Annotated in this window: 21 protein-coding genes; 19 read left to right on the top strand and 2 right to left on the bottom strand. The window is 27.7% G+C overall.

Annotated features, from left to right (window positions below):
- Positions 1-10: 10 nt before the first annotated feature.
- From BN6774_RS15470 to BN6774_RS15415, 13 genes are all read left to right on the top strand, one after another.
- Positions 11-1258 carry a TcaA 3rd/4th domain-containing protein gene (locus tag BN6774_RS15470; RefSeq protein ID WP_066895391.1) on the top strand — a complete coding sequence of 416 codons (1248 nt, stop codon included), beginning with the start codon at positions 11-13 and terminating at the stop codon, positions 1256-1258.
- A gap of 16 nt (positions 1259-1274) precedes the next feature.
- Positions 1275-2591, top strand: coding sequence for a murein hydrolase activator EnvC family protein (locus BN6774_RS19055; protein ID WP_066895389.1), 1317 nt, complete (start codon positions 1275-1277; stop codon positions 2589-2591).
- A 402-nt stretch (positions 2592-2993) separates the two neighbouring features.
- The gene (locus BN6774_RS18675) at positions 2994-3170 is read left to right on the top strand and encodes a hypothetical protein (protein WP_167349605.1); all 177 of its coding nucleotides are present in this window, start codon (positions 2994-2996) and stop codon (positions 3168-3170) included.
- 67 nt (positions 3171-3237) lie between these two features.
- Complete coding sequence (locus BN6774_RS15460; RefSeq protein ID WP_066895387.1) at positions 3238-4029, top strand: hypothetical protein; 792 nt, start codon at positions 3238-3240, stop codon at positions 4027-4029.
- A gap of 169 nt (positions 4030-4198) precedes the next feature.
- On the top strand, positions 4199-5482 hold the full coding sequence (tig, locus tag BN6774_RS15455; protein WP_066895385.1) for a trigger factor: 1284 nt from the start codon (positions 4199-4201) through the stop codon (positions 5480-5482).
- Between the two features lie 313 nt (positions 5483-5795).
- Complete coding sequence (clpP, locus tag BN6774_RS15450; protein ID WP_066895383.1) at positions 5796-6398, top strand: ATP-dependent Clp endopeptidase proteolytic subunit ClpP; 603 nt, start codon at positions 5796-5798, stop codon at positions 6396-6398.
- A gap of 29 nt (positions 6399-6427) precedes the next feature.
- Positions 6428-7723: an ATP-dependent Clp protease ATP-binding subunit ClpX gene (gene clpX, locus BN6774_RS15445; RefSeq protein ID WP_066895381.1), complete on the top strand. Its 1296-nt coding sequence runs from the start codon at positions 6428-6430 to the stop codon at positions 7721-7723.
- A 167-nt stretch (positions 7724-7890) separates the two neighbouring features.
- Positions 7891-9564 carry an ATP-dependent protease LonB gene (lonB, locus tag BN6774_RS15440; protein ID WP_066895378.1) on the top strand — a complete coding sequence of 558 codons (1674 nt, stop codon included), beginning with the start codon at positions 7891-7893 and terminating at the stop codon, positions 9562-9564.
- Between the two features lie 360 nt (positions 9565-9924).
- Entirely contained in the window at positions 9925-12255 is a 2331-nt protein-coding gene (gene lon, locus BN6774_RS15435) for an endopeptidase La (protein WP_066895377.1), read from the top strand.
- Positions 12248-12847, top strand: coding sequence for a ribosome biogenesis GTP-binding protein YihA/YsxC (yihA, locus tag BN6774_RS15430; protein WP_066895375.1), 600 nt, complete (start codon positions 12248-12250; stop codon positions 12845-12847). Before lon ends, yihA begins: the two co-directional genes overlap by 8 nt.
- A gap of 212 nt (positions 12848-13059) precedes the next feature.
- Positions 13060-13434: a hypothetical protein gene (locus tag BN6774_RS15425; RefSeq protein WP_066895373.1), complete on the top strand. Its 375-nt coding sequence runs from the start codon at positions 13060-13062 to the stop codon at positions 13432-13434.
- 25 nt (positions 13435-13459) lie between these two features.
- On the top strand, positions 13460-13720 hold the full coding sequence (locus tag BN6774_RS15420; RefSeq protein WP_066895371.1) for a hypothetical protein: 261 nt from the start codon (positions 13460-13462) through the stop codon (positions 13718-13720).
- A gap of 109 nt (positions 13721-13829) precedes the next feature.
- A complete protein-coding gene (locus tag BN6774_RS15415; RefSeq protein ID WP_066895369.1) occupies positions 13830-14348 on the top strand; it encodes a hypothetical protein in 519 nt (172 codons plus the stop codon).
- A 256-nt stretch (positions 14349-14604) separates the two neighbouring features.
- On the opposite strand, the gene BN6774_RS15410 is transcribed toward BN6774_RS15415, so the two are convergent.
- The gene (locus BN6774_RS15410) at positions 14605-15012 is read right to left on the bottom strand and encodes a transcriptional regulator PerR (RefSeq protein WP_066895367.1); all 408 of its coding nucleotides are present in this window, start codon (positions 15010-15012) and stop codon (positions 14605-14607) included.
- Positions 15013-15316: 304 nt separating this feature from the next.
- Between BN6774_RS15410 and BN6774_RS15405 the strand changes: the two genes are divergently transcribed.
- The 3 genes from BN6774_RS15405 (at position 15317) to BN6774_RS15395 (ending at position 17301) form a co-directional block, all read left to right on the top strand.
- Positions 15317-15649, top strand: coding sequence for a hypothetical protein (locus BN6774_RS15405; protein ID WP_066895365.1), 333 nt, complete (start codon positions 15317-15319; stop codon positions 15647-15649).
- A 111-nt stretch (positions 15650-15760) separates the two neighbouring features.
- On the top strand, positions 15761-16963 hold the full coding sequence (locus BN6774_RS15400) for an EAL and HDOD domain-containing protein (RefSeq protein ID WP_066895363.1): 1203 nt from the start codon (positions 15761-15763) through the stop codon (positions 16961-16963).
- 116 nt (positions 16964-17079) lie between these two features.
- Positions 17080-17301, top strand: coding sequence for a hypothetical protein (locus BN6774_RS15395; protein ID WP_066895361.1), 222 nt, complete (start codon positions 17080-17082; stop codon positions 17299-17301).
- Between the two features lie 30 nt (positions 17302-17331).
- On the opposite strand, the gene BN6774_RS15390 is transcribed toward BN6774_RS15395, so the two are convergent.
- Positions 17332-18798, bottom strand: a complete 1467-nt coding sequence (locus BN6774_RS15390; protein ID WP_066895359.1) for a nicotinate phosphoribosyltransferase — start codon at positions 18796-18798, stop codon at positions 17332-17334.
- 239 nt (positions 18799-19037) lie between these two features.
- On the opposite strand from BN6774_RS15390, the gene BN6774_RS15385 reads away from it, so the two are divergent.
- From BN6774_RS15385 to BN6774_RS15375, 3 genes are all read left to right on the top strand, one after another.
- Positions 19038-21029, top strand: a complete 1992-nt coding sequence (locus BN6774_RS15385; protein WP_066895357.1) for an ATP-dependent helicase — start codon at positions 19038-19040, stop codon at positions 21027-21029.
- A gap of 92 nt (positions 21030-21121) precedes the next feature.
- On the top strand, positions 21122-23095 hold the full coding sequence (locus tag BN6774_RS15380; protein ID WP_066895355.1) for a cell division protein FtsA: 1974 nt from the start codon (positions 21122-21124) through the stop codon (positions 23093-23095).
- Positions 23096-23258: 163 nt separating this feature from the next.
- A complete protein-coding gene (locus BN6774_RS15375) occupies positions 23259-24443 on the top strand; it encodes a M20 metallopeptidase family protein (RefSeq protein WP_066895353.1) in 1185 nt (394 codons plus the stop codon).
- The last annotated feature ends 2 nt before the right edge of the window (positions 24444-24445 follow it).

Below are 24445 nucleotides of genomic sequence, written 5' to 3'. Positions count from 1 at the left end.
GGTGAAAATATTGAATAAATTCAAGATATTTATCGAAGCTTTTAGGAAGTATTTAAAAGTTTTATCAAAAGATATAAGTAATTTAACCTTTAATAATTTAAAAGATTTTCTTATTAACAGAAAAATATTATTTATAAGTATTCTAATATTTTTTACTATAGTCGGTTTTGGAGTTGGTAATTATAAATCATCTAAAAACATATTGCTAAAAAATTTAGAAATAGCAATGAAAGAAAATAGGCCAAGTAAGATATATAGAAAAATAAAAGTAGATGGTAATAGAATAACTAAAGGAGAATTGAAACCTTTAGTTGAATATTATTCTGAAAATCAACAACAAGTAATTGGGATAATTAAAGAATTAAAAAACAATGGTAGAAGTGGTTATTTTACTTTGGTAAATAAAAAAATATTATTTTTCGACAATTATCACATAGAAATTGAACCAGTTGCAGTCAAAATTAATACTAATTTTGAAAAAACTAAGGTGTTGATAAATGGAAAAGAAATAGCTGCTACTAACATAAAAAGAAATTTAATTCCTGGGAAATATTTAATAAGGGGAGAGTTATTAACTTCATACGGTTTAGTTGAAGAAGAAAAAGAAGTTTATATAATGGAAAATTTAGAATATAACTTAAATATGCCAGCAATTAATATAAGTTTAAATTCTAATTTTAATGATGCTGATGTTTTTATAAATGATGAAAATATTAATAAAAAAGTGAAGGATATTCAAAATTTTGGACCTATTCCTTTAAATAAAAATATAAAAATACAGTTAGTAAAAGAATTTCCATGGGGATTGTTAAAAAGCGAAAAAGTAAAAATTGAAAGTTTACCCAATATTAATATAAATATAAATATGGTTAATGATAGGCTTATTGATGATGTAAATAAATCTACTGAAAGCTTTTATTCTAGTGTTTTTAATGCACTAAATAAATCAGATTATACATTAATAGAAAATTCCAGAGAAGAGGCTAAAAATAAGATTTATGATAGTATAAAAAGAGAAAGCTTATTTTTAAAAAATAATTACGAGCTAAATGATTTACATACAGAAATGAAAAGCAGTGAATTCTATTTTGAAGATGGAGTTTACAGAGGAAAGATAGTAATTAACTTAAGTTACAATATAAGTAAAAAGATATTACCTTTTATAGATAAAAATGTTGAAGAAATGTTTTTAACAAATATAGAATATGAAAATGGTAATTGGATTATTAATGATGTTCAAAAGTTTAACTTAGAATAATTAGTGGAGGGTGAAGATGAAAAAAATATATAAGTTAATGACAATTATAGTTACCATAGTTTTTTCTACGAATATCATAGCATTTGCAGAAACTAGCTCTTCTCTACAAGATAAAATAGATCAAAATCAAAGTCAAATTGATAGCCTTGAAGGTGAGAAAGATAAAGTTAATAATGAGATAAATAATCAAAGCAACGAACTTCAAGGTATTTTAAATAAAATAGATGAAAAGAGTAAAGACTTAGAAGCTGCTAAAGAAGATGTAAGAACTTATCAAGTTAAAATTGATGAGGTTCAAGCTGAGATAGATAAAATTAATAGTGAAATTTCTAAGTCTGAAAATGAAATTGCTAGTAGGGAACAATTAATTGCTGAAAAAGAAAAAGAAGCAATTAAGATAAAAAGTAATATAGATAAGAGGCTTAGAGGCTATTATAAAATGGATGTAGTAACAAATTACATATATTTAATATTAAAAAGTGAGGATATATTATCTTTATTTAATAATATTCAAAGTATATTTAGATTAATTAATTTTGATAAGAACTTAATTACTGAAGCTAAAGGAATACAAGCGCAGTTAGAAAATGAAAAAAATGAAATTTCAAAACAACTAGAAAGTATAGAAGAAAACAAGAAAGCTATAGTAGCAAGACAAGATGATTTAAAAGAGGCTCAAAAAGAATATATAGCCAAGGAAGAGTATCATCAAAGTAAAATGAATGAACTATATGGATTAGAATCGGAAAAATCTAATTTGCTTGCATCATTAAATGATAAAGAAAAAGAATTAGCAGATCAAATTGGGGATTTAGCTTCTTATAACCAAGAACTTCAAGCAGAATTAGATAAAATATTTGCAGATATAAATAATGGAAATAATGCAGGAACAGGTGGAAATACTACTCCTGATGAAGGTGGAAATAGTGGAGTGACAGGAGATCCAAGCACTGAAACTTATTTAAGACCTGGATATGGAGTTGTTACAGATCCTTATGGACCAAGAATAAACCCTGTAACTGGAGCAGCTGGTTTTCATACTGGTGTTGATTTAGGCGATCCGGAGGGGGCTCCAGTAGCTGCATCAAAAAGTGGTGTTGTTGCATATTCAGGATGGCTTGGTGATTATGGAAATACTATAATTTTAGATCATGGTGGTGGAGTTCAGACACTATATGCTCATAATAGTGCTCTGCTAGTTGGTGTTGGACAATCTGTCTATAGAGGACAAACTATAGCACAAGTAGGATCTACAGGAATGAGTACAGGACCTCATATACATTGGGAAATAAGAATAAATGGGCAACATACAAATCCAATGGGATATTTATAAAATATTTAAATATGGATATAATAAGAGCTGGTGCATACCAGCCTTTATTTTTTTATAAAAATAAAGAACCTGCACAAGAATATTGCACAGGTTAAAGGGTTTTATGTTCATTTAAGAAAGGGAATAAATGAACATATGTGGGGTTTTATTAAAACTGTTAATATAATTATTAACAGCAGTATGGGCATTATTATTTATTAAGTATGTAAGTTTTTGGTCATAAATATTATATAATTATTATAGTATATTTGGTCAAAAAATCCAATAGTTTAGGAAAAAAAATCGAAAATTATAATTTATTAGAAGCATGTAGATAATTATCTTAAAATAAAATTAAAAATACATAAAATATGTGGAGATTTAATGAAAATAAAGTATATAATATAAGTTGAGGTGATTTAAATGATAAATATTAAGAATGAAGATCTATTGAAGACTACGCCAGAATATGAAGAATATGATAAAAATGAGGCTAAGCTTACAGTAGAAGAATTAAGGGAGAATGGGCTCATAAAATGTGGGGGCTGCTGTAGCACAAAGGGTGGAAAATCTTCTTGTGGTTGTGGGAGCAGAAAATAATAGCTAATAATTAAGTTTTTATATATGAAGCTTTTATGTAAAATATTTTTTTAGGAGGTAATTAGGTGTGAGAAAACCTAGCATATTCAGTAGAGATTATGAGAGGCAGATGAGAAAACGCAGAAAAAGAATATTCTTAGTATCTTTATTAGGAATTTTATTAATTGGATTATTATTTGCTAAAATAGCTATGAGTAGTATTAATATGGAAACTCTAAGAAATAAAGTCCAAAATTGGATTGATGAAGATAATAATATCCAAGAAAACCCTATAGTTAAAGAAGAAATAAGTGAAGAAGAAGCACCTAAAGAAGAAACACCTAAGGAAGAATTAAAAACTATGGATCTAGTGATTAAAGAAGGAATTATATTAAAGGCAGAGTATGAAGAAACTAATGAAGGGCTTAAGTTTAAGGGGATAAAGGATACTCCAAATAATATTTATTATGCTTTAAATCCAAATAGAAATTTAATATTGACTATTGATGAAAAACAAGATATGAAGATTTTCAATATAGATAAAAAAGAAGCTAGTATAAATAAGGATAAATATATAGCACCAAATGGGGAAATATTTAATAAAGAGTCTGTATTGCAGTCTTACGAAGGATACTTATGGAATGTAGAAGCTAAATTTATTGATAATACAAAGATAGCTTATATAAGTAATCTTCCTTACTTTGGATATAATTTAAGTAAATATATCTGGATAGTTGATTTAAATGATAATTCTCATAAAACACTATGGAACTCTAAGGGGAAGGATATCAAGTTTGGCGATATTAAAGAAAAGGGATTAGAAGTTACTATAGATAGTTCTATTAAATTTATAAATTCCAATGGGGAATTAATTAACTAAAAATTAATTTTAATTAGTAATATTAATTTGAAACATTGATTATTTAATTATATAATATTTATTAAAACTTATACAAACAAATATTTGAAACTAATTGATATTATATGGTATAATAACGTAGTTATATCAATTATGATAGTATCTTACTATTTTAGGAGGAAAGAATACGATGGAAGCTAAAATGGAAAAAATAGAGAAGAACATTGTTAAGTTCGAAATAACAGTTGAAGCAAATAAGTTTCAAGATGCTATAAAGAGAGCTTATAACAAAAATGTTAAAAACTTCAATGTACCAGGATTTAGAAAGGGTAAAGTTCCTATGGCTATAGTTAAAAAATACTATGGAGTAGGAGCATTAATGGAAGATGCAATTAATTTTGCTATAGAAGGTTCTTACGCAAAAGCATTAGAAGAAAATAACATAGTTCCTGTTGACTATCCACAAATAGATATAGTAACAGCAGAAGAAGGAAAAGACTTTGTTTATACTGCAGAAGTTACTGTTTATCCAGAAGTTGAATTAGGTGAATACAAGGGATTAAAAGTAGAAAAACCAGTTTATGAAGTTACTGAAGAAGATGTTGAAGCAAGATTAAAAGAAATGCAAGAAAAAAATGCAAGTGTTGAAATTAAGGAAAATGGAGAAATAGCTACTGGAGATACAGCAGTTATTGACTTTAAAGGTTTCATTGATGATGTAGCTTTTGAAGGTGGAGAAGGTAAGGACTATTCACTTGAAATAGGTTCAGGTACTTTCATAGATACTTTTGAAGATCAATTAGTTGGAGCGAAAGTTGGAGATAAAGTAGAAGTTAACGTAACTTTCCCTGAAAACTATGGAAGAGAAGAATTAAATAATAAGAAAGCTAAGTTTGATGTTCTAGTAAAAGAAATCAAAGTAAAAGAATTACCAGAAATAGATGATGAATTTGCGAAGGAAGCTTCAGAGTTTGATACGTTAGCTGAATTAAAAGCTGATATAACTAAGAAGATGGAAGAAGCTAATGCTAAGAGAGCAGAAAATGAATATGAAGATGCTATAATAAAAGCTGTTGTAGACAATGCAAAAGTAGAAATACCAACTGTTATGGTTGAAAAAGAAATAGATTCTATGGTTAAAAACTTAGAACAAAGACTTCAATACCAAGGATTAAACTTAGAACAATACTTCCAATTCACAGGTACTGACGAAGCTAAGATGAGAGAATACATGAAAGAAAATGCTGAAGTTAAAGTAAAAACTGACTTAGTATTAGAAGCAGTTGAAAAGGCTGAAAATATAGAAGCTACTGAAGAAGAAATAAAAGAAAAAGCAGTAGAAGTTGCTAAAATGTATTCAGCTAGCGAAGATGAAAAAATGGTAGAGTTATTAATAAATAGTCAAAAAGCAGCACTTACAGCTGATGTTAAAATTGCAAAGACAGTAAAATTATTAGTTGAAAATAATAAATAATGAAAAAAATAATTGCCAGAATTTTATTCTGGCAATTATTTCAAATAACCGTTAACAAAATATATAAAATTTTATATAATTAATATATATGTTTCAGTTAGTAATATACAATAGAGATGAGTTATATTATTGAAATCATATATATTATTTAATTTTTATATAAGTTAATGAAAGAATAAATTTACTTAAAAACTATGAATTTGAAATATAATTCATTTAAATGTAGAATATTTATTATAACTTATATAATTAGTTTTAAGCAATGTGGATATATTATAAAAGAAGATAAATTTTAGAAAAGGAGGGAAAATAAATGAGTTTAGTTCCAATGGTAGTAGAACAAACTAGTAGGGGAGAAAGATCTTACGATATTTTTTCAAGATTATTAAAAGATAGAATTATAATGTTAAGTGGAGAAATAAATGATACGGTATCTAACTTAGTAGTTGCACAACTATTATTTTTAGAAAGTGAAGATCCTGATAAAGATATTTATTTATACATAAATAGTCCAGGAGGATCAATAACTTCAGGAATGGCTATTTATGATACAATGCAATATATTAAACCAGATGTTTCAACTATATGTATAGGTATGGCTGCATCAATGGGTTCTTTCTTGCTTTCATCTGGAGCAAAAGGCAAGAGATTTGCATTACCAAATAGTGAAATTATGATTCATCAGCCTCTAGGTGGTTTCCAAGGTCAAGCGACTGATTTTGATATTCATGCTAAAAGAATTTTAAAAATTAAAGAATCTTTAAATAAAATTTTAAGCGAAAATACTAATCAGCCAATAGAAAAGATTAAGTCAGATGTTGAGAGGGATTACTTTATGACAGCAGATGAAGCTATGAATTATGGGTTAGTAGATAAAGTGATTACTAAAAATGAAAAAGGTAGTAACGAAAAATAGTTCTATCTTAACCTAAGTGAGGTGAATTTATGGCTAAATACGATGAGAAGAAACAATTAAAATGCTCTTTTTGCGGTAAAAGTCAAGAGCAAGTTAAAAGATTAATAGCTGGACCAGGAGTGTACATTTGTGATGAATGTATAGATCTTTGTTCAGAAATAATTGCAGATGAATTTGAAGAGAATATTGAGTTAGATACAACTAGTGTACCTAAGCCAAATGAAATTAAGAATTATTTAGATCAATATGTAATAGGTCAAGAAAAGGCTAAAAAATCTTTATCTGTTGCGGTTTATAACCACTATAAAAGAATAAATTCAAACTTAGTTGATGATGAAATTGAGCTTCAAAAAAGCAATATTTTACTATTAGGTCCAACTGGATCTGGTAAGACGTTATTAGCTCAAACTCTAGCTAAGTTTTTAAATGTTCCTTTTGCTATCGCAGATGCTACAACTTTAACTGAAGCAGGATATGTAGGTGAAGATGTAGAAAATATATTATTAAAGTTAATACAAAATGCTGATTATGATATAGAAAGAGCTGAAAAGGGAATTATTTATATAGATGAAATAGATAAGATTGCAAGAAAGTCAGAAAATCCATCTATTACAAGGGATGTATCTGGAGAAGGGGTTCAACAAGCTTTATTAAAAATTCTTGAAGGAACTACAGCTTCAGTTCCACCGCAAGGAGGAAGAAAACATCCTCATCAAGAGTTCTTACAAATTAATACATCAAATATATTATTTATTTGTGGTGGAGCTTTTGATGGAATAGATAAAATAATTGAAAAAAGAACTGAAAAAAGTTCTATAGGATTTGGAGCTAATATACCTTCTAAGCATAATAAGGATGTTGGTAAGTTACTTCAAGATATAATGCCTGGAGATTTATTAAAATTTGGACTTATTCCTGAGTTTGTAGGTAGATTACCAGTAGTTGTAACATTAGAGTCTTTAGATAGTGATGCTTTAATTAATATTTTAACTAAACCAAAGAATGCTTTAGTTAAACAATATAAAAAATTATTCGAAATGGATAACGTAGATTTAAGTTTCAGTGATGAATCTTTAAAAGCAATTGCTAATGAAGCAATTAAAAGAAAAACAGGTGCAAGAGGATTAAGATCCATAGTTGAAGAAATAATGACGGAAATAATGTTTGATATACCTTCTGATGAAAGTATATCAAAGGTTGTTATTAATGAAGAATGTATAACAGAAAAGAAGAATCCAGAAGTAGTTAAGCTGCCAGAAGGTGAAGTAAGACCTCAGTTAAAAGCTAAAAAAATTAAAAAAAGAAAAGATATAGAAACTGCCTAATAAAAAAACACCCTATAGTTATTAAAACTTTAGGGTGTTTTTTATTAAGAAAAATTATGGTAATCCAACCTTTTTTTATAGAATATTAAGGAGGTAATAAGTTAATAATACTTATATGACTAGAAAGAAGGGAGGATGCATTTACTTTTAAAGTTAATGCAGAAATTATGGCAGAGGTATTAGTAATATTACAGATAACCACCATGTTGCTTTTCATTTATTATATTGTTAATAGTAACAAAGGACAGAATAATAATAAGATAGTTATAGAAAAAGAAAATGCAAAGGAAATGGATAAACTAAAAAAAATGAGAAGTATTCAGTTAACACAACCATTAACTGAGAAAAGTAGGCCTACAAGTTTTGAAGAAATAATAGGGCAAGAGGAAGGAATAAAGGCATTAAAAGCAGCTTTGTGTGGACCTAATCCACAACATGTTATTATTTATGGACCACCAGGGGTAGGGAAGACAGCGGCAGCAAGATTAGTACTTGATGAAGCTAAAAAGTTTTCTAAATCTCCATTTAAAAAAGATGCAAAATTTATAGAAATAGATGCAACAACTATTAGATTTGATGAGAGAGGAATTGCAGATCCTTTAATTGGCTCAGTCCATGATCCAATATACCAAGGTGCTGGATCTTTAGGGATCGCCGGGATACCACAACCAAAGCCTGGAGCTGTAACAAAGGCTCATGGTGGTGTTCTGTTTATGGATGAAATAGGAGAATTGCATCATATAGAATTAAATAAGCTTCTTAAGGTTCTTGAGGATAGAAAGGTTTTTTTAGATAGTTCATATTATAGTAGTGAGAATCCTAATATGCCTGATTATATTAAAGAAGTATTTGATAATGGTTTACCAGCTGATTTTAGATTAATAGGAGCTACAACTAGAAGTCCAGAAGAAATTGTTCCTGCTATAAGATCAAGATGTGTTGAAATTTTCTTTAGGTCATTACATCCCGATGAGATTAAGATAATTGCAAAGAATGCAGCGAGTAAGGTTGGACTAAATATAGATGAAAAATCCTTAGAACTAGTATCTAAATATTGTACTAATGGAAGGGATGTAGTAAATTTAATTCAACTTTCATCAGGTGTTGCAATTAATGAAAACAGAACGGAGATTAATATTGATGACATACAATGGGTAATAGAAAATGGAAACTATAGTCAAATTCCTGATAAAAAGATTAAAGATAAAGCAGAAATTGGGGTAGTAAATGGATTAGCAGTTCATGGAGCTAACATAGGAATATTGATGGAAATAGAAGCTACCGCTAAGAAGGTTAATCATAGGATTGGTACATTAAAAGTTACAGGAATAGTTGAAGAAGAAGAAATTAGTAGTAGTAACAGAAAAATTAAGAGAAAAAGTACTGCATATTCATCAATACAAAATGTATTAACAGTTTTAAATAATATTTTTGGATTAGAATGTGAAAATTATGATATACATATAAATATTCCAGGTGGAATGCCGGTAGATGGACCATCTGCTGGAATAACTATTGCAACTGCCGTATATAGCGCTATTAATAAAGTTAAGATTAATAATAAAATTGCTATGACTGGAGAAATAAGTTTATTAGGTGAAGTTAAACCTATAGGTGGAGTAAATGCAAAAATTTATGCAGCTAGAAAAGCTGGAGCAAATAAAGTTATTATACCTATGGAAAATTGGAGGGATAATTTTAAAGATATAGAGGGAATAAGTGTAATACCAGTTAAGAGTTTAAAAGAGGTTATTGAAACAGCTATCTATAAAGAGACTTTAGTAGAAGATATAATAATAAACAATAATGTAGATATACTATCAGCTAAATCTGAAGAGTAATATAATAATAATATAAAAATCAATATGTAAAATATTAAACGTAGGTTGCTACAAAATAGAGAGAATTTTGTAACAACCTATTCATTTTTAAAGCATAAAATTAGTTTCTTATTACTTTAGTTGCAAGTGATAATATTAACCTTGTGATGAAATAAAATCTATAGAAGAACTCTTTTATCATTGCTAAAATTTATGTATGTATTATAATATTAATAAAACTATTGATAATTAGTGTATAATGATAATTAATATTAATTATCTAACTAAGCATAATGTTCAAAGTAATAAATAGATTGAAAAATAACAATTTTATGTGTATACTAATAAAGTTATACAATGAAATAAAGGAGGATGGGAATAATGAGTGAAAAAGTTATGACTCTACCTTTAATTCCTTTAAGAGGAATTAGTATCTTTCCTAATATGATAATACATTTCGATGTAGGAAGAGAAAAGTCTAGGGCAGCTATAAATGCAGCAATGGAAAATCAAACAGAAATCTTTTTATCAACCCAAAAAGATTATGAAATAGAAGATCCTGAATTTGATGATATATATGAAATTGGTACTATATGTAGAATAAAGCAAATAATAAAATTGCCCAATGATGTAATAAGGATATTAGTAGAAGGAATAGATAGAGGTAGACTTACAAATTTAATAACTAATGATGAATATTTAGAAGGTGAGATAGAAAAAATAGATGAGCCGTCTAATGAGGAATATGAAGGTATTGAAGCTTACGTAAACTTATTAAAAAAGAGTTTCAATAAATATATAAAATCAGCTGGAAATACTAGAAACAATGTAATGTCTATATTTGATACAATCAAAAACTATAGTGAGCTTGCTGATGTAGTAGCATCTTATATAATAATAGATGAAGAAAAAAGACAAGAAATTCTTCAAGAAATAAATTGTATTAAAAGAATAGAAAAGCTATTAATTATAATAGAAAAAGAAATAGATATTTTAAATATTGAAAAGAAAATAGGTAAGAAGCTTAAAGAGAACGTTGATAAGTCTCAAAGAGAATACTATATAAGAGAACAAATTAGAGTACTTCAAGAAGAAATTGGCGAAGATGATGAAGATAAAAAAGAAATAAGGAAGTATGAAGAGAAAATTAGGAAGAGTAAATTACCAAAGTATGTTAGAGAAAAGGCTGAAAATGAACTGAGTAGACTAAAATCAGCAGCTGGTCAAGGTTCAGAAAGTAATGTAATCAGAACATATTTAGATTGGATATTAGATATACCTTGGAGTAAATCAACAAAGGATAATTTTGATATTAAAGAAGCTGAAGAAATATTAAATAATGATCATTATGGATTAGAAGAAGTAAAAGAGAGAATAGTTGAGTATTTAGCTGTTAAACAGTACACTAATAGTTTAAAAGGACCAATTTTATGTTTAGTTGGACCACCAGGAGTAGGAAAAACATCTATTGCTAAATCTATAGCAAATGCAACTAATAGAAAGTACACAAGAATGTCATTAGGTGGAGTAAGAGATGAAGCTGAAATTAGGGGACATAGAAAAACTTATGTAGGAGCTATTCCAGGAAGATTTGCATATGCATTAAAAGAAGCTAAGGTTAACAATCCACTTATTTTATTAGATGAAATAGATAAACTTGGTTCGGATCATAGAGGAAATGTTGCAGATGCCTTATTAGAAGTTTTAGATAGTGAGCAAAATAATACATTTAGAGATCACTATTTAGAATTAGATATGGATTTATCTAAAGTATTATTTATAACAACTGCTAATTCATTAGATACTATACCGGCACCTTTATTAGATAGAATGGAAATAATAGAAGTGTCAGGATACACATATGAAGAAAAGTATCATATTGCGAAGGGGTATTTACTTCCTAAGTTATTGAAAGAGCATAAATTAGAAGAAAATCAATTTAAAATTTCAGAGGCAGCAATTAAAGAAATTATAAATTCTTATACTAGGGAAGCGGGAGTAAGAAGTTTAGAAAGAGTTTTAGGTAAGTTAATTAGAAAATCTCTTACAGAAATGATAAAGAGTAATAAGGAAACTATTTCCATAAGTGCTAATAGAATAGAAAAATATTTAGGTAATAAAATTTATACCTTTGATATTAAGGATAAAGAGGATAGGGTTGGAGTTGTTAAAGGAATGGCTTGGACCGCTGCTGGTGGAGATACTTTACCTGTGGAATCTGTAATAATGAAAGGAACAGGAAAGTTAACTTTAACAGGACAATTAGGAGATGTAATGCAGGAATCTGCAAAGATAGCCTTTGGATTTGTAAGAGCAAATGCAAATAAATATGGAATAGAAGAAGGATTTTACAAAAATACAGATATTCATATTCATTTCCCTGAAGGAGCAATTAAAAAAGATGGACCTTCTGCTGGAGTTACTATAATCACTTCAATAGTTTCAGCCCTAACTAATAAAAAGGTTAGAAGTAATGTTGCTATGACTGGGGAAGTTACGCTAACTGGTAGAGTTCTTGCAATAGGTGGCTTGAAAGAAAAATCTATTGCAGCATTTAGAGCTGGAATTGATACTATAATAATTCCAAGGGAAAATGAAAAAGATATAAATAAAATACCAGATACAGTTAAAAATAAACTAAATATAATAACTGTAGATCATGTTGATGAGGTATTAAATAAAGCTATAATTGGAGTTGATACTATTGTTTAAAATTAATAATTCTGATTTTGTTACGTCTGCTGTTAAGAAAGATCAATATCCAACTACTGGACTTTCTGAAATTGCATTTGTAGGTCGTTCAAATGTTGGAAAAAGTTCTATAATAAATGCTTTAACTAATAGAAGAAAATTAGCTAAGGTAAGTCAAACACCAGGAAAAACAAGACTAATTAACTTTTTTATAATAAATAATGATGAGTTTTATTTGGTGGATTTACCTGGATATGGATATGCTAAGGTTTCTAAAAGTGAAAAGGCAAGTTGGGGAAATACTATTGAGACTTATTTAAGTGGGCGTAATGAATTAAAAAGAGTAGTATTATTAGTAGATTCTAGACATAAACCAACTGCAGATGATATACAAATGCATGAATGGATTAAATTTTATGGATATGATGAAGTAATTATAGCTACTAAAAGTGATAAATTATCTAATAATGAATTAAGAAAAAGTGAAAAGTTAATTAGAGATACATTAAAATTAACTAAGGAAGAAAAATTATATTTCTTTTCATCGGTTAACAAAAAAGGAAAAGATGAATTAGTAGATAGTCTTTTTTCACCGTTGTTAAATAATGAATAATGCTACTATAATATAATTTAAAATGCATAGAAAGTATAAAGGGTTTATTCTTATATAAACTATTTATACTTTCTTTTTTATTCTTTTTTTATTCTTTTTTATATTTTAAATTTTAAAATATTACAATAAAAAACAGTGGCAATTATTATTCGTGGGAATATCATATAGTATAAAAACAAAATAAAACTAAAAATCCCAAGGAGGAGTAAGTTATGGAAATGAATGAAATTCTAAACGGTTTAAATTCATGTGGATGTAACGATGGAGTTGCACCTCAATGTCCAACTCAACCAATTGGACCATGTAATAATAACGGTTGTTTTGGATTTGGAAGTTGGATTTGGATCCTATTAATTCTATTCTACAGCGGTGGATTTGGTGGCGGATATAACAATAATAGATGCTGCTGTAAGAAGCAAGTAAAATCTGAGTGCTGCTGTGGTAGAGGAAATGCTGGATATGGTGGATTAGGAAATTGCACACCTTATCTATTCTTATTAGTAATACTATTCCTTTGTAATGGTTGTTCAGGCTTTGGTAACTGTGGAAACTTCGGAAACGGAAATTTATTTGGCGGATGCTGCTAATATAAATTAGAAAGGAGAGAGGATCATGTCAAAGAAAAAACATCGTGAAAGATATAATGAATGTTGTTGCTGTGAACCAGTATGCTGTGAACCAGTAGGAAATGCTTGCTGTGGATCAGGAAATATATTTGGTGGATTAAATAGCTGCATTACACCAATTATATTCTTATTAATAGCATGTGGTTCTGGTGTATTAAATAATAACTGCTCATATCTAATAATTTTATTATTCTTACTATGTGGAGGCTGCTTCGGAAATTTATTTGGTGGAGACGGCTGTTGTTAATAGTATAGAGGATGGAGGGCAAGGCCCTCCAAAAAAATGTCTAAAAACATAAGCAAAATTAAAATTTTTACATATAATAAAACAATAGAAATATGTAGGAGGATCCTTGATGTCTAAAAGAAAAAGGAGACGTAGAGAGGAATTTAGAAGAGAAGATATTAATAATGCTACGCCTTTTGGAATAAATCCAGCTCAGTTAATGAGTTTATTAGGTAATAATATGGACTTTAATCAGATCGGAAACATGTTATCATCTATGAAGATAGATGGTTTAGATTTAAATAACTTTAACTTAAATCCTAAAAATAATAATGAAACTAATAGATCTGGTTTTGACTTAGGACCATTACAAGGATTTATGAATGGTTTAGGATTAGGAGGAAGTAATTTATCGAATAATAATTCTAATGTTTTTGGATCTATGGATAATAATCAAAAAGAATTTGAAGTACAAGAAGTTAATGAAGAACATAAAAATAATTTTGAAGAAAGTTTTCAGGAAGAGGATTTTCTTGAGGAAGATGAGAACATACAAATGTTGATTGCAATAAAAAGTATTGTAGACTCTAAAAAAGCACATTTTTTAGATAGAGTAATAGAGGAGTATAATAAAGGGAATTTTAAATAAGAAAACCAATGCATAAAAAGATTAATTGAAGTTAATACTATAACTGTACCGGAGAAGTATTCTCCTATAGCAAACGTAGAGAAATCTTCGTTTAAGCTAAAACCCCCCCATCCCCCTTTTAGGCCGCATTTATGCGGCCTTTCACTTTGGTTCTTTAGATATATATAATTTTTATGTTTATTAAATGTTATGGTTAGATATAATTTTCTAAAGAATAAAATAAGCTAGAAATTTTTGGAAATTTCTAGCTTGTTCATTATTTACAGTTTGCGCATAAACCGTAAAAGAATATTCTATTTGATAAAACTTTAAAATCTGAGCATTCCTCAGCAGTACGATTAAGAGTAGAAAAAGAAATATTATCTAAATCAGAAACCTTACTACAGTTTATACATTGAATATGAGCGTGATCATGTTGATTAGCGTCATATCTAAAATTACCTTCTCCAACATTAATCTCTTGAACTAATCCAACTTCCACTAAAGTTTTTAATGCTTTGTAGACTGTAGCTAAGCTCATAGTAGGATACTCAGGTTGAAGTGATTTATATATAATTTCTGCAGAAGGATGTTCATTTGTACTCATTAAATACTTATAAACTGCTAATCTCTGAGGAGTAAGTTTTAATTTCTTTTCTCTGAAGATAGAAGTTATATTCTCCATAATACACCATCCTTTTTTATTGTTGTTACAATTATATAACAGAAATTATTATAAGTCAATATATATCTATTAGTAAAAAATATTAATAAATAATGAATATCATTTAATCGATTACTTAATTTCATCCTATTATTTATTAAATCTATTGAATTAATAAATAGAATATGATATTATATACGTAGAAGTTGTTAATAAATTAACAAACTAATGTGATTATAAAATATCTAGAATTATAATATCATAATTTTGAGAAATAATATATAATAAATATAAAAAAAATGTTCAAAAAAAAGGAGGAATTTTTATGGGAAAATATAAAGTTGGAGATGAATTAATTGTAATTAGTGATCCTTCTGAGGAAAAAGTAAAATTAAGAGAGTTAACTAAGTTAACAACAGATGGGGAGTATGCACAAATATCATGGGGATTAAAAATAGTTAACGTTGAATATGATAAACCTTATGTAACCTTAACATATAGAAATGTTGATGGAGAATTAAATAAAGTTTTTGCTGAATGTAGAGATATTAAGAATTTTGATCATGAAAAAGTTTTAGAGAAAGCTCTTCTGAAAGCTTTTACTAATGAAATAATAAATATTTCTGTAGTTAAGAATAGTAGTCATTGTAATAGATAAAAGAGGATAATTATCCTCTTTTATTATTTTTTTACAAAAATCAATAAATTTATTTCAAATTAATATTGTATAGTTTATAATATTAATATAATAATAATTGAGGATGGGAACATGGATATATTTATAGCTAGACAGGGGATTTATAATTCACTTAATAAAGTGGTAGCTTATGAATTATTATATAGAAATTCGTTTAAAAATAGTTTTGCTCCCTTTATAGAAGATGAAATTGCAACTTATAAGGTTATTGAGAATATTTCTTCTTTTGGATTAGATATACTTACAGATAATAAAATAGCTTTTGTAAATTTTTCAGAGCAATTAATAATAAAAAATATTGCTACATTACTTCCAAAGGAAAATGTTGTTATAGAAGTACTTGAAACTGTAAGTCCATCTCCAGAGATTATACATAAATTAAGTTCTTTAAAAGATTTAGGATATTATATAGCATTAGATGATGTAATAGATGCAAAACATATATTAAAGTTTATTGGCGTAATAGATATAGTTAAAGTTGATTTCTTACTATCATCAAAAAAATCAAGAAAAGAAATATCCTATGTTTGTGAAAAATACAATATTAAAATGTTAGCAGAAAAGATTGAAACTGAGGAAGATTTGGAAGAAGCAAAAGCCTTAGGTTATGATTACTTTCAAGGATATTATTATAGTAAGCCATCTGTTTTTTTAGGTAAGGACATTGCCATTAAAAATACTAGTATTTTTATGCTTTTAGTAGAACTAGTAAGAGAAGATTATGATATTGATAAAGTTGAATATGTTATGAAAACTGATATTGCATTAACATATAAGTTTTTAAGATTTATTAACTCTTCATATTTTACTTTTCTTCAAGAAATTAAATCTATAAAACAAGCTATAATGCTAATAGGAAGAGAAGAGCTTAGGAAGTGGTTATCTATATTGTCAGTAGTTGAAATGTCATCTACAAATGATGAGTATGCTAAAAGTATAATAATAAGGGCTAAGTTCTGTGAGGAAATTGCTAAAACTATAAAAGTAAAGGAAGACGCCTCAGCTTTTATGGTTGGATTATTTTCAAACATACATTTAATGATAGAAAAGGATATAAACTATGTAGTTGACAATTTACCATTAAATGTTGAAATAAAAAGGGCATTATTAGGTAGTGAAAATATTTTTAGAGATATTTTAGATTTAGCTTTAGCATATGAGGATATAGATAGTGATAGAATAGGTGAATTGTGTAATAAACTAGGTTTAAGTGAGGGGGCATTATGGGAGTTATATTGTAAATCTATAGAATGGTGTGGCAATATAGGGGATTAAGTCGATATTTGTCTTATGAAAAGAGGGTTATAAGACTTTATTTTAACAAAAATATATAATATAATATAAGAAAATTCTGATTTCGTTTTCAACTATTGGGGTATGGAGGGAAGAGTATGAGTAAGTGTCCGTTTTGGTCAACAAATAAAGAAAGGGTTAATTGTTATAGTGAATGCCCTATGCATACTATAAGCAATGAAAGTGAAGGATGTCCTTTTAAGGAGTTTTTATCCTCAGGAGCCAAGACATCTTTTGTAGATAGCATGAATGAGGACTTATTTTATTCTCAAGATAGATATTTAAATTATGATGAGGATGATAGGGTAATTAATTATTAAAACATAAAAAAAGAGTGCATTTGCACTCTTTTATTTTATACATTTATGAAGCAAGTTTTGTTTTAAGCCCCATAACTTTTCGGATAAATCTACATAATAGGTATGTGGATTTTCAAATCTTAAAATCTCAGGCCACATTTTTAGACTTTCATTTTCAGAGAATTTTTTTATTTCTAATACAGAAGGGCTTTCATAAACTTGCTGACCTTTATCAAATATTTTAACCATTAGTTCTTTAACATAGTAATTAGTAACAACTTTTCTTTTCCAAGTTTCTATTGGATGAAAAATTTCAAGAGGAATAGACTCATCAATAGTTTCATTATTTAAAGCTATAAGGTCTGCAATAGCATTATGAGTTTCCTTATCATAAATTCTATATATCTTCTTAAACCCTGGGTTTGTTATTTTTTCAGTATTTTCACTTATTTTAATTTTAGGCACTATTTTATCATCATTCTCAACTGCTACAAGTTTGTAAACACCACCAAAAACGGGTTCTGACTTAGCGGTAATTAATCTTTCACCTACTCCAAAAGAGTCTACACAAGCACCTTGATTTAAGACATCTCTTATAATATGTTCGTCTAAAGAATTAGAAACTATTATTTTACAATCAGAATATCCAGCTGCATCTAATATCTTTCTACATTTTTTAGTTAAATAAGTTATATCTCCTGAATCTATTCTTATACCTTTAGGTCTTTTTCCAAGGGGTTTTAAAATTTCATCAAAAACTTTTATTGCATTAGGCAATCCAGATTTTAAAACATTATATGTGTCTATAAGTAATGAACAATTATCTGGATAAACTTCTGCCCAAGCTTTAAAAGCTTCATATTCAGTATCAAATAATTGAACCCAACTATGAGCCATGGTTCCAACAGCTGGCACGTTAAAATATTTATCAGCTATAGTACAAGCAGTAGAATCACATCCGCCTATTATAGCAGCTCTAGCTCCATATATTGCTCCATCGTAACCTTGGGCTCTACGAGAACCAAATTCCATAACAGTTCTTCCATTAGCAGCTCTACATATTCTATTTGCCTTAGTAGCTATTAGAGTTTGATGATTTATTGTAAGTAAAATCATAGTTTCAATAAATTGAGCTTGAACAACAGGTCCTCTAACTATTACTAGTGGTTGATTAGGAAACACAAAGTTTCCTTCTGGTATTGCCCAAACATCACATTCGAATTTAAAGTTTTTTAAATAATTTAGAAATTCCTCTGAGAAAATATTTTTACTTCTTAAATAATCTATATCAGAGTCAGTAAACTTCAAGTTGTTTAAATATTGGATTAGTTGGTCAACACCTGCCATAATACAGTATCCACCACCATCAGGAACTCTTCTAAAATACATATCGAAATATGCAATCTTATTTTGAATTTCTTTATTGAAATATCCATTTGCCATAGTTAGCTCATAAAAGTCTACTAACATTGTAAGATTACGTTCGTTAGTAACATCAAATCTAATTAAGTTTTCCATTTTTTTCTCCTTTTAAACAAATATTATTATAAAATAATAAAGGAATTAATTTATAAAATACATAATTATTGTATCTCTATAAATTAATTATTACAATATATATGTTTCAATTAATAAAATCTATCTCTGTAATCTGATAAGGTTACAAGAGAAATTAATTGGATTTTGAATATTTATTATAACCTATATAGTTATTTATAACATAAAGAGGTCAATAATACATAAAAAGAGGAGAAGATATGAAAATTAATTTAGATAAATATCAAAAGGAAGCTGTTTATATAAAAGACAAAAATGTATTAGTAGTTGCTGCACCAGGATCTGGTAAAACTACTGTTATTATAAATAGAGTAAATCACTTAGTTATGGATTTAAATATAAAGATAGGTAATATAATAGTAATTACTTTTACAAGAGCCGCAGCAGATAATATGAGAAATAGATATAAAAATGTGTTCAAAAGAGACACAGCCCCATTCTTTGGTACCTTTCATGGACTTTTTTATAAAATTCTCTTAAGAGAGGGATACAATATATCTATAATTGATGGGGGGATATCTCATAGAATAATTAAGGGAGTTTTATCTAAATACTCAGATGAAGTTAATGAAGATAAGATTAAAGAATTACTTAACAATATATCATTTTTTAAAACTTCCTTGAAATCAATGGAAGAGTTTAAACCTACTTTATCAAAGGATATTTTTATAGAAGCATTTGAAAAATATGAAGAATTTAAAAGAAAAAATGGACTTTGGGACTTTGATGATTTGTCAATTAAAGTAATTACATTGTTTAAAGAAAATAAAAGTATATTAAATAAGTATTTAAATTTATTTAAGTATATCCTTGTAGATGAATTTCAAGACTGTGATGAATTACAAATTAATTTTCTTAAAATGATGAATGAAAATAGTTCTTTATTTGCAGTGGGGGATGAAGACCAATGTATTTACAGTTTTAGAGGATCTAAGCCTGAATATATGGTAACTTTTAATGAATTATTTAAAGAAGGAAAGAAAATATACTTATCCATAAATTATAGAAGTAATGAAAACATAGTAGAGGTATCAAAAGAGGTAATAAAAAATAATATTAAAAGAAACTCCAAGTTAATAAATCCATATAAGAGTACTAAGGGAATAATAAAATTTTCTTTACCTTATGATGAAAGACTTCAAGGGGAAGAAATTGCAGATGTAATAGAAAAAAGTATAGATGATTTGAATGAAAATGCTATTTTATATAGAACTAATATGGAAGCAAGAAGCATAATAGATACTTTTACTAGGAGAAAAATTCCTTTCGTATTGCTAGATAAAGGATATAATTTTTTTGATCATTTTATTTGTAAAGATATTTTAGCGTATTTAAGATTAGCCATCAATATAAAAGATAGAGAGAATTTTTTACATATTATAAATAAGCCCTTTAGGTATGTAAGTAAAAGCAACTTAGAATATATTAGAACATATAGAGAGGATAAGTGTCCTTTTGAAATATTAATAGAAAAAAAAGATACACCACCTTATCAAGCAAAAAAATTAGATGAATTAAGAAGGGATATAATTCATTTAAATAAATTATCATTATCATCTGCAATACAATATGTTATATCTGAATTAGGATATATAGATTATTTAAGAGAGTATGCCGAAAGATACAATCAAAGTATAGATGATCTTGAGGAAATTCTTGAGGAATTTAAAAGTGCTGCTGATGGATTAAGAACTATTATAGAATTACTTTCTCATGTAGAAAAAGTTAAAGATAAAATTGAAGAAAGCAAAGATGTAAAAGAAGGCGTAATTTTAAGTACAATTCATGGCGTTAAAGGAATGGAGTTTAAAAATGTATTTTTGATAAATGCAAATGAGGAAACTATTCCTCACAAATCATCTATAGATGAAAACATAGAAGAAGAGAGAAGATTATTTTATGTTGGCATAACAAGAGCTATAGACAATTTGTATATATATTCAACAAAGACACAAAGGGGAAAGTTTAAAGAAACATCTAGATTTGTAATTGAGGGTGGATTTAAGGATATTGAAAATAATGAAGATTACGGAATAAAAAAAGATGATTATATTAATCATAAGGCTTATGGTAGAGGAAGAGTTGTAGATATAAATAAAGATGTAATAAAATTAGATTTTGGAGATAAAGTTAGCAAAAGTTTTTCAGTGAAGGTTTTAATGGAGAATAATCTTATTACATTAATTAAGTAAGTGTTCACTAATTTTGTATTAGGCTGTATAATCTTATTATGGCAATAAAAGGAGAAATTAACTGATATTATATAAATTACGAGGTGTATTATATGGGTAATGTAAATTTAAGGAACATTAAATTTGCACTAGATGTTGGAACTAGATCTTTAATTGGAACAGTTGGTATAGTTGAAGATAACAATTTGAAAGTAATATGTGAAAAATATTTAGAGCATGAAGAAAGAGCAATGATAGATGGACAAATTCATGATATAGACTTAGTTGCAAAGGGTGTAAAGACTATTCTAGATGAAATAGAAAAGGAACTTGGAATAAAGCTTACTGATGTTTCTATTGCGGCAGCTGGAAGGTTTTTAAAAACAGTAAATTCTATAGGGAAAATTGAATTAAATATAGATGATGAAATAACTAAGGAAGATGTAAAAAGTTTAGAACTAATTTCTCTTAAAGAAGCAGAAAATGAAATTAATAAAACTACTGAAGGAAGATTATATTGTGTAGGATATTCAGTTAAAAACTATTTTTTAAATGGATTTGTCATTTCAAATCTAGTTGGTCATAAGGGAGAAGAAGCTAAGGTTGAAACTATAGCAACATTTTTACCAAGGTCAGTAGTTGATTCTTTATATTCAGTAATGAATAAGGTTGGTTTAAGAGTAAATAATTTAACTTTAGAGCCTATTGCAGCTATTGAAGCTGTAGTTCCTAAAAAGTTAAGGCTTTTAAATATAGCTTTAGTAGATATAGGAGCAGGTACTTCAGATATAGCTATAAGTTCTAAAGATAGTATATCTTCATATGGAATGGTGCCACAGGCAGGAGATGAGGTTACAGAAGCAATTGCTCAAGAATGCTTAGTAGATTTTAATACAGCAGAGTACATAAAGAGAAATTTAACAATAAAAGATGAAATAACATATACTGATATAATTGGACTAGAAAATACAGTTAAATCAGAAAACATATTAAAAAGTATTAAGCCTATAGTTAAAAAGATTGCAGAATCTATAGGTAAAAAGATTATTGAATTAAATGCAAATAAATCTCCAAGTGCTTTATTCTTAGTTGGGGGAGGTGCTCATACTCCAGGACTTATAAATGAATTAAGCGAAGTTTTAAATATGCCAATTCAAAGGATAGCAATTAAGGATAGAAAAGCTATAGAAAATTGTATAAGCGACAATAATATTGGATCTGCTGGTGTAACTGTTTTAGGAATAGCATTAATGGCTATAAAGAATGGGCAGAATGATTTTATAGAAGTAGTTTTAAATGGTAGTCCTGTTACAATGTTTAATTCTCATAATCATAGTGTCATGGATGTAATTATTCATGCTGGAATTAATGGGAGTATGCTTATAGCTAAAAATGGTAAAAATTTAAGATATACATTAAATGGAGTTAAAAGAATAGCCTTTGGAGAAAGAGGTAGAAGTCCTGTTATTAAGATAAATGGAAACATAGAAAGTATAGATAAACCTATTAAATCAGGAGATAATATAGAGATAAATTATGCAATATCAGGAAAAGATGCATCTCCTCAAATAATAGATCAAATAAGAGAATTTAGTACTATAAGTGTATATTTAGATGATGAAATTATTAACTTAGAGCCTATAATTTTAGTAAATGGTAACAAAGAAAATTTAGATTACTATATAAAGGAAAACGATGAGGTTAATATAATTCTTCCTAAAACTATTGGGGATATAAAAAAATATATAATGAACAAAGAGTTATATATTAAAAAGGATGGAATTAATATTAGTGATAATTATATACTGCAAGAAGGAGATAAATTAATAACTAATGAAGAAACAATAATAGAAGAGCATCACGGAAAAAAGGATTTAAATAACAACTCAGAGATAATAGTTACTTTTAATAGTAATGAAGTTAAGTTAAAAGGACAAAAAGACTATATACTTGTGGATATTTTTAACTATGTTAATTTTGATTTAAGTGAAGCAAAAGGGATAATTAATTTATTATTAAATGGAGAGAAAGCGGGATATACAGAAACACTAAAGAATGGGGATAATATAGAAGTTTTCTGGAGTTAAATATTATTAAAATAATTTAATATGGATAAGTATAAAATTATAAATATATTATAAAATTAGTAAAAATAAATTTGAATAAATGATTTTTACTAAGTTGGAACAAACTACATCAATAATTATCAACTATCCATTATCAATTAGCAATTTAAATATGGGGGTATTTATGAATTTTAAGAATGAGGCAATAAGCATAAAAGATGAATTAATTAGTATAAGAAGAAAATTACATGAAAATCCTGAATTAGGTATGGAAGAATATGAAACCTCTAAACTCATAAAGTCATTTTTGATTAAAGAAGGTATAGAATTTAGAGAGGTAGCTAAAACTGGAGTTTGTGGAATTATAAGAGGAACTAAAGAATGTACTGTGGAAAAGACTATAGCCTTAAGAGGAGATATAGACGGATTACCTATTTTAGATAAAAAAGCTTGTGATTATTCATCTAAGATAGAAGGTAAAATGCATGCTTGTGGTCATGATGGACATACTACGATTTTATTAGGTGCTGCAAAGATACTAAATAGAAATAGACATTTATTTAGTGGAAATATAAAATTATTATTTGAACCGGCAGAAGAAACTATAGGTGGGGCTAGATTTATGATTAATGAAGGAGTTTTAGAAAATCCTAGAGTTGATTGTGTTTGTGGTCTTCATGTAGAGGAAACTTTAGAGTGTGGTACAATAATGATAAAAGAAGGAGTAGTAAATGCTGCATCAGATCAATTTACTATAAAAATTACTGGTGCTGGAGGTCATGGAGCATATCCTCATACAACAGTAGATCCAATAGTAATAACAAGTCATGTAGTATTAGCGTTACAAACTATTGTTAGTAGAGAAATAAATACCTCAAATCCAGCTGTTATTACAATTGGGAGTATCCATGGAGGAACTGCTCAAAATATAATTCCAGAAGAGGTAACAATAAGTGGTATAATTAGAACTATGAGCAAAGAAGATAGAATATTTGCTAAGGAAAGATTAATAGAAATAGTTCAAGGAATATGTAAATCTTCAAGAGCTACTGCAGATATAAATATAGAAGAATCTTATCCTAATCTGTATAATAATGAAGATATGGTAAAACTATTTAAAAATGGTGCTGAAAAGATTTTAGGTAAAGATAATATTTTAGTTCAAAAGCATCCAAAAATGGGAGTAGAAAGCTTTGCTTACTTTGCAAATGAAAGGCCAGCAGTTTTTTATTTCCTAGGATCAGGAAATAAGGAGAAAGATATTATTTATCCAGCTCATAGTAGCTTATTTGATATAGATGAAGATTGTTTACCCCTTGGAGTAGCAATGCAATGCCAAATGGCTTTTGAATATTTGACAAGAAGATAAAT

Origin of the sequence: Clostridium nigeriense (genome assembly GCF_900086595.1) — a bacterium.
Taxonomy (GTDB): domain Bacteria; phylum Bacillota; class Clostridia; order Clostridiales; family Clostridiaceae; genus Clostridium; species Clostridium nigeriense.
This window is presented reverse-complemented; position numbering and strand designations above follow the sequence as displayed.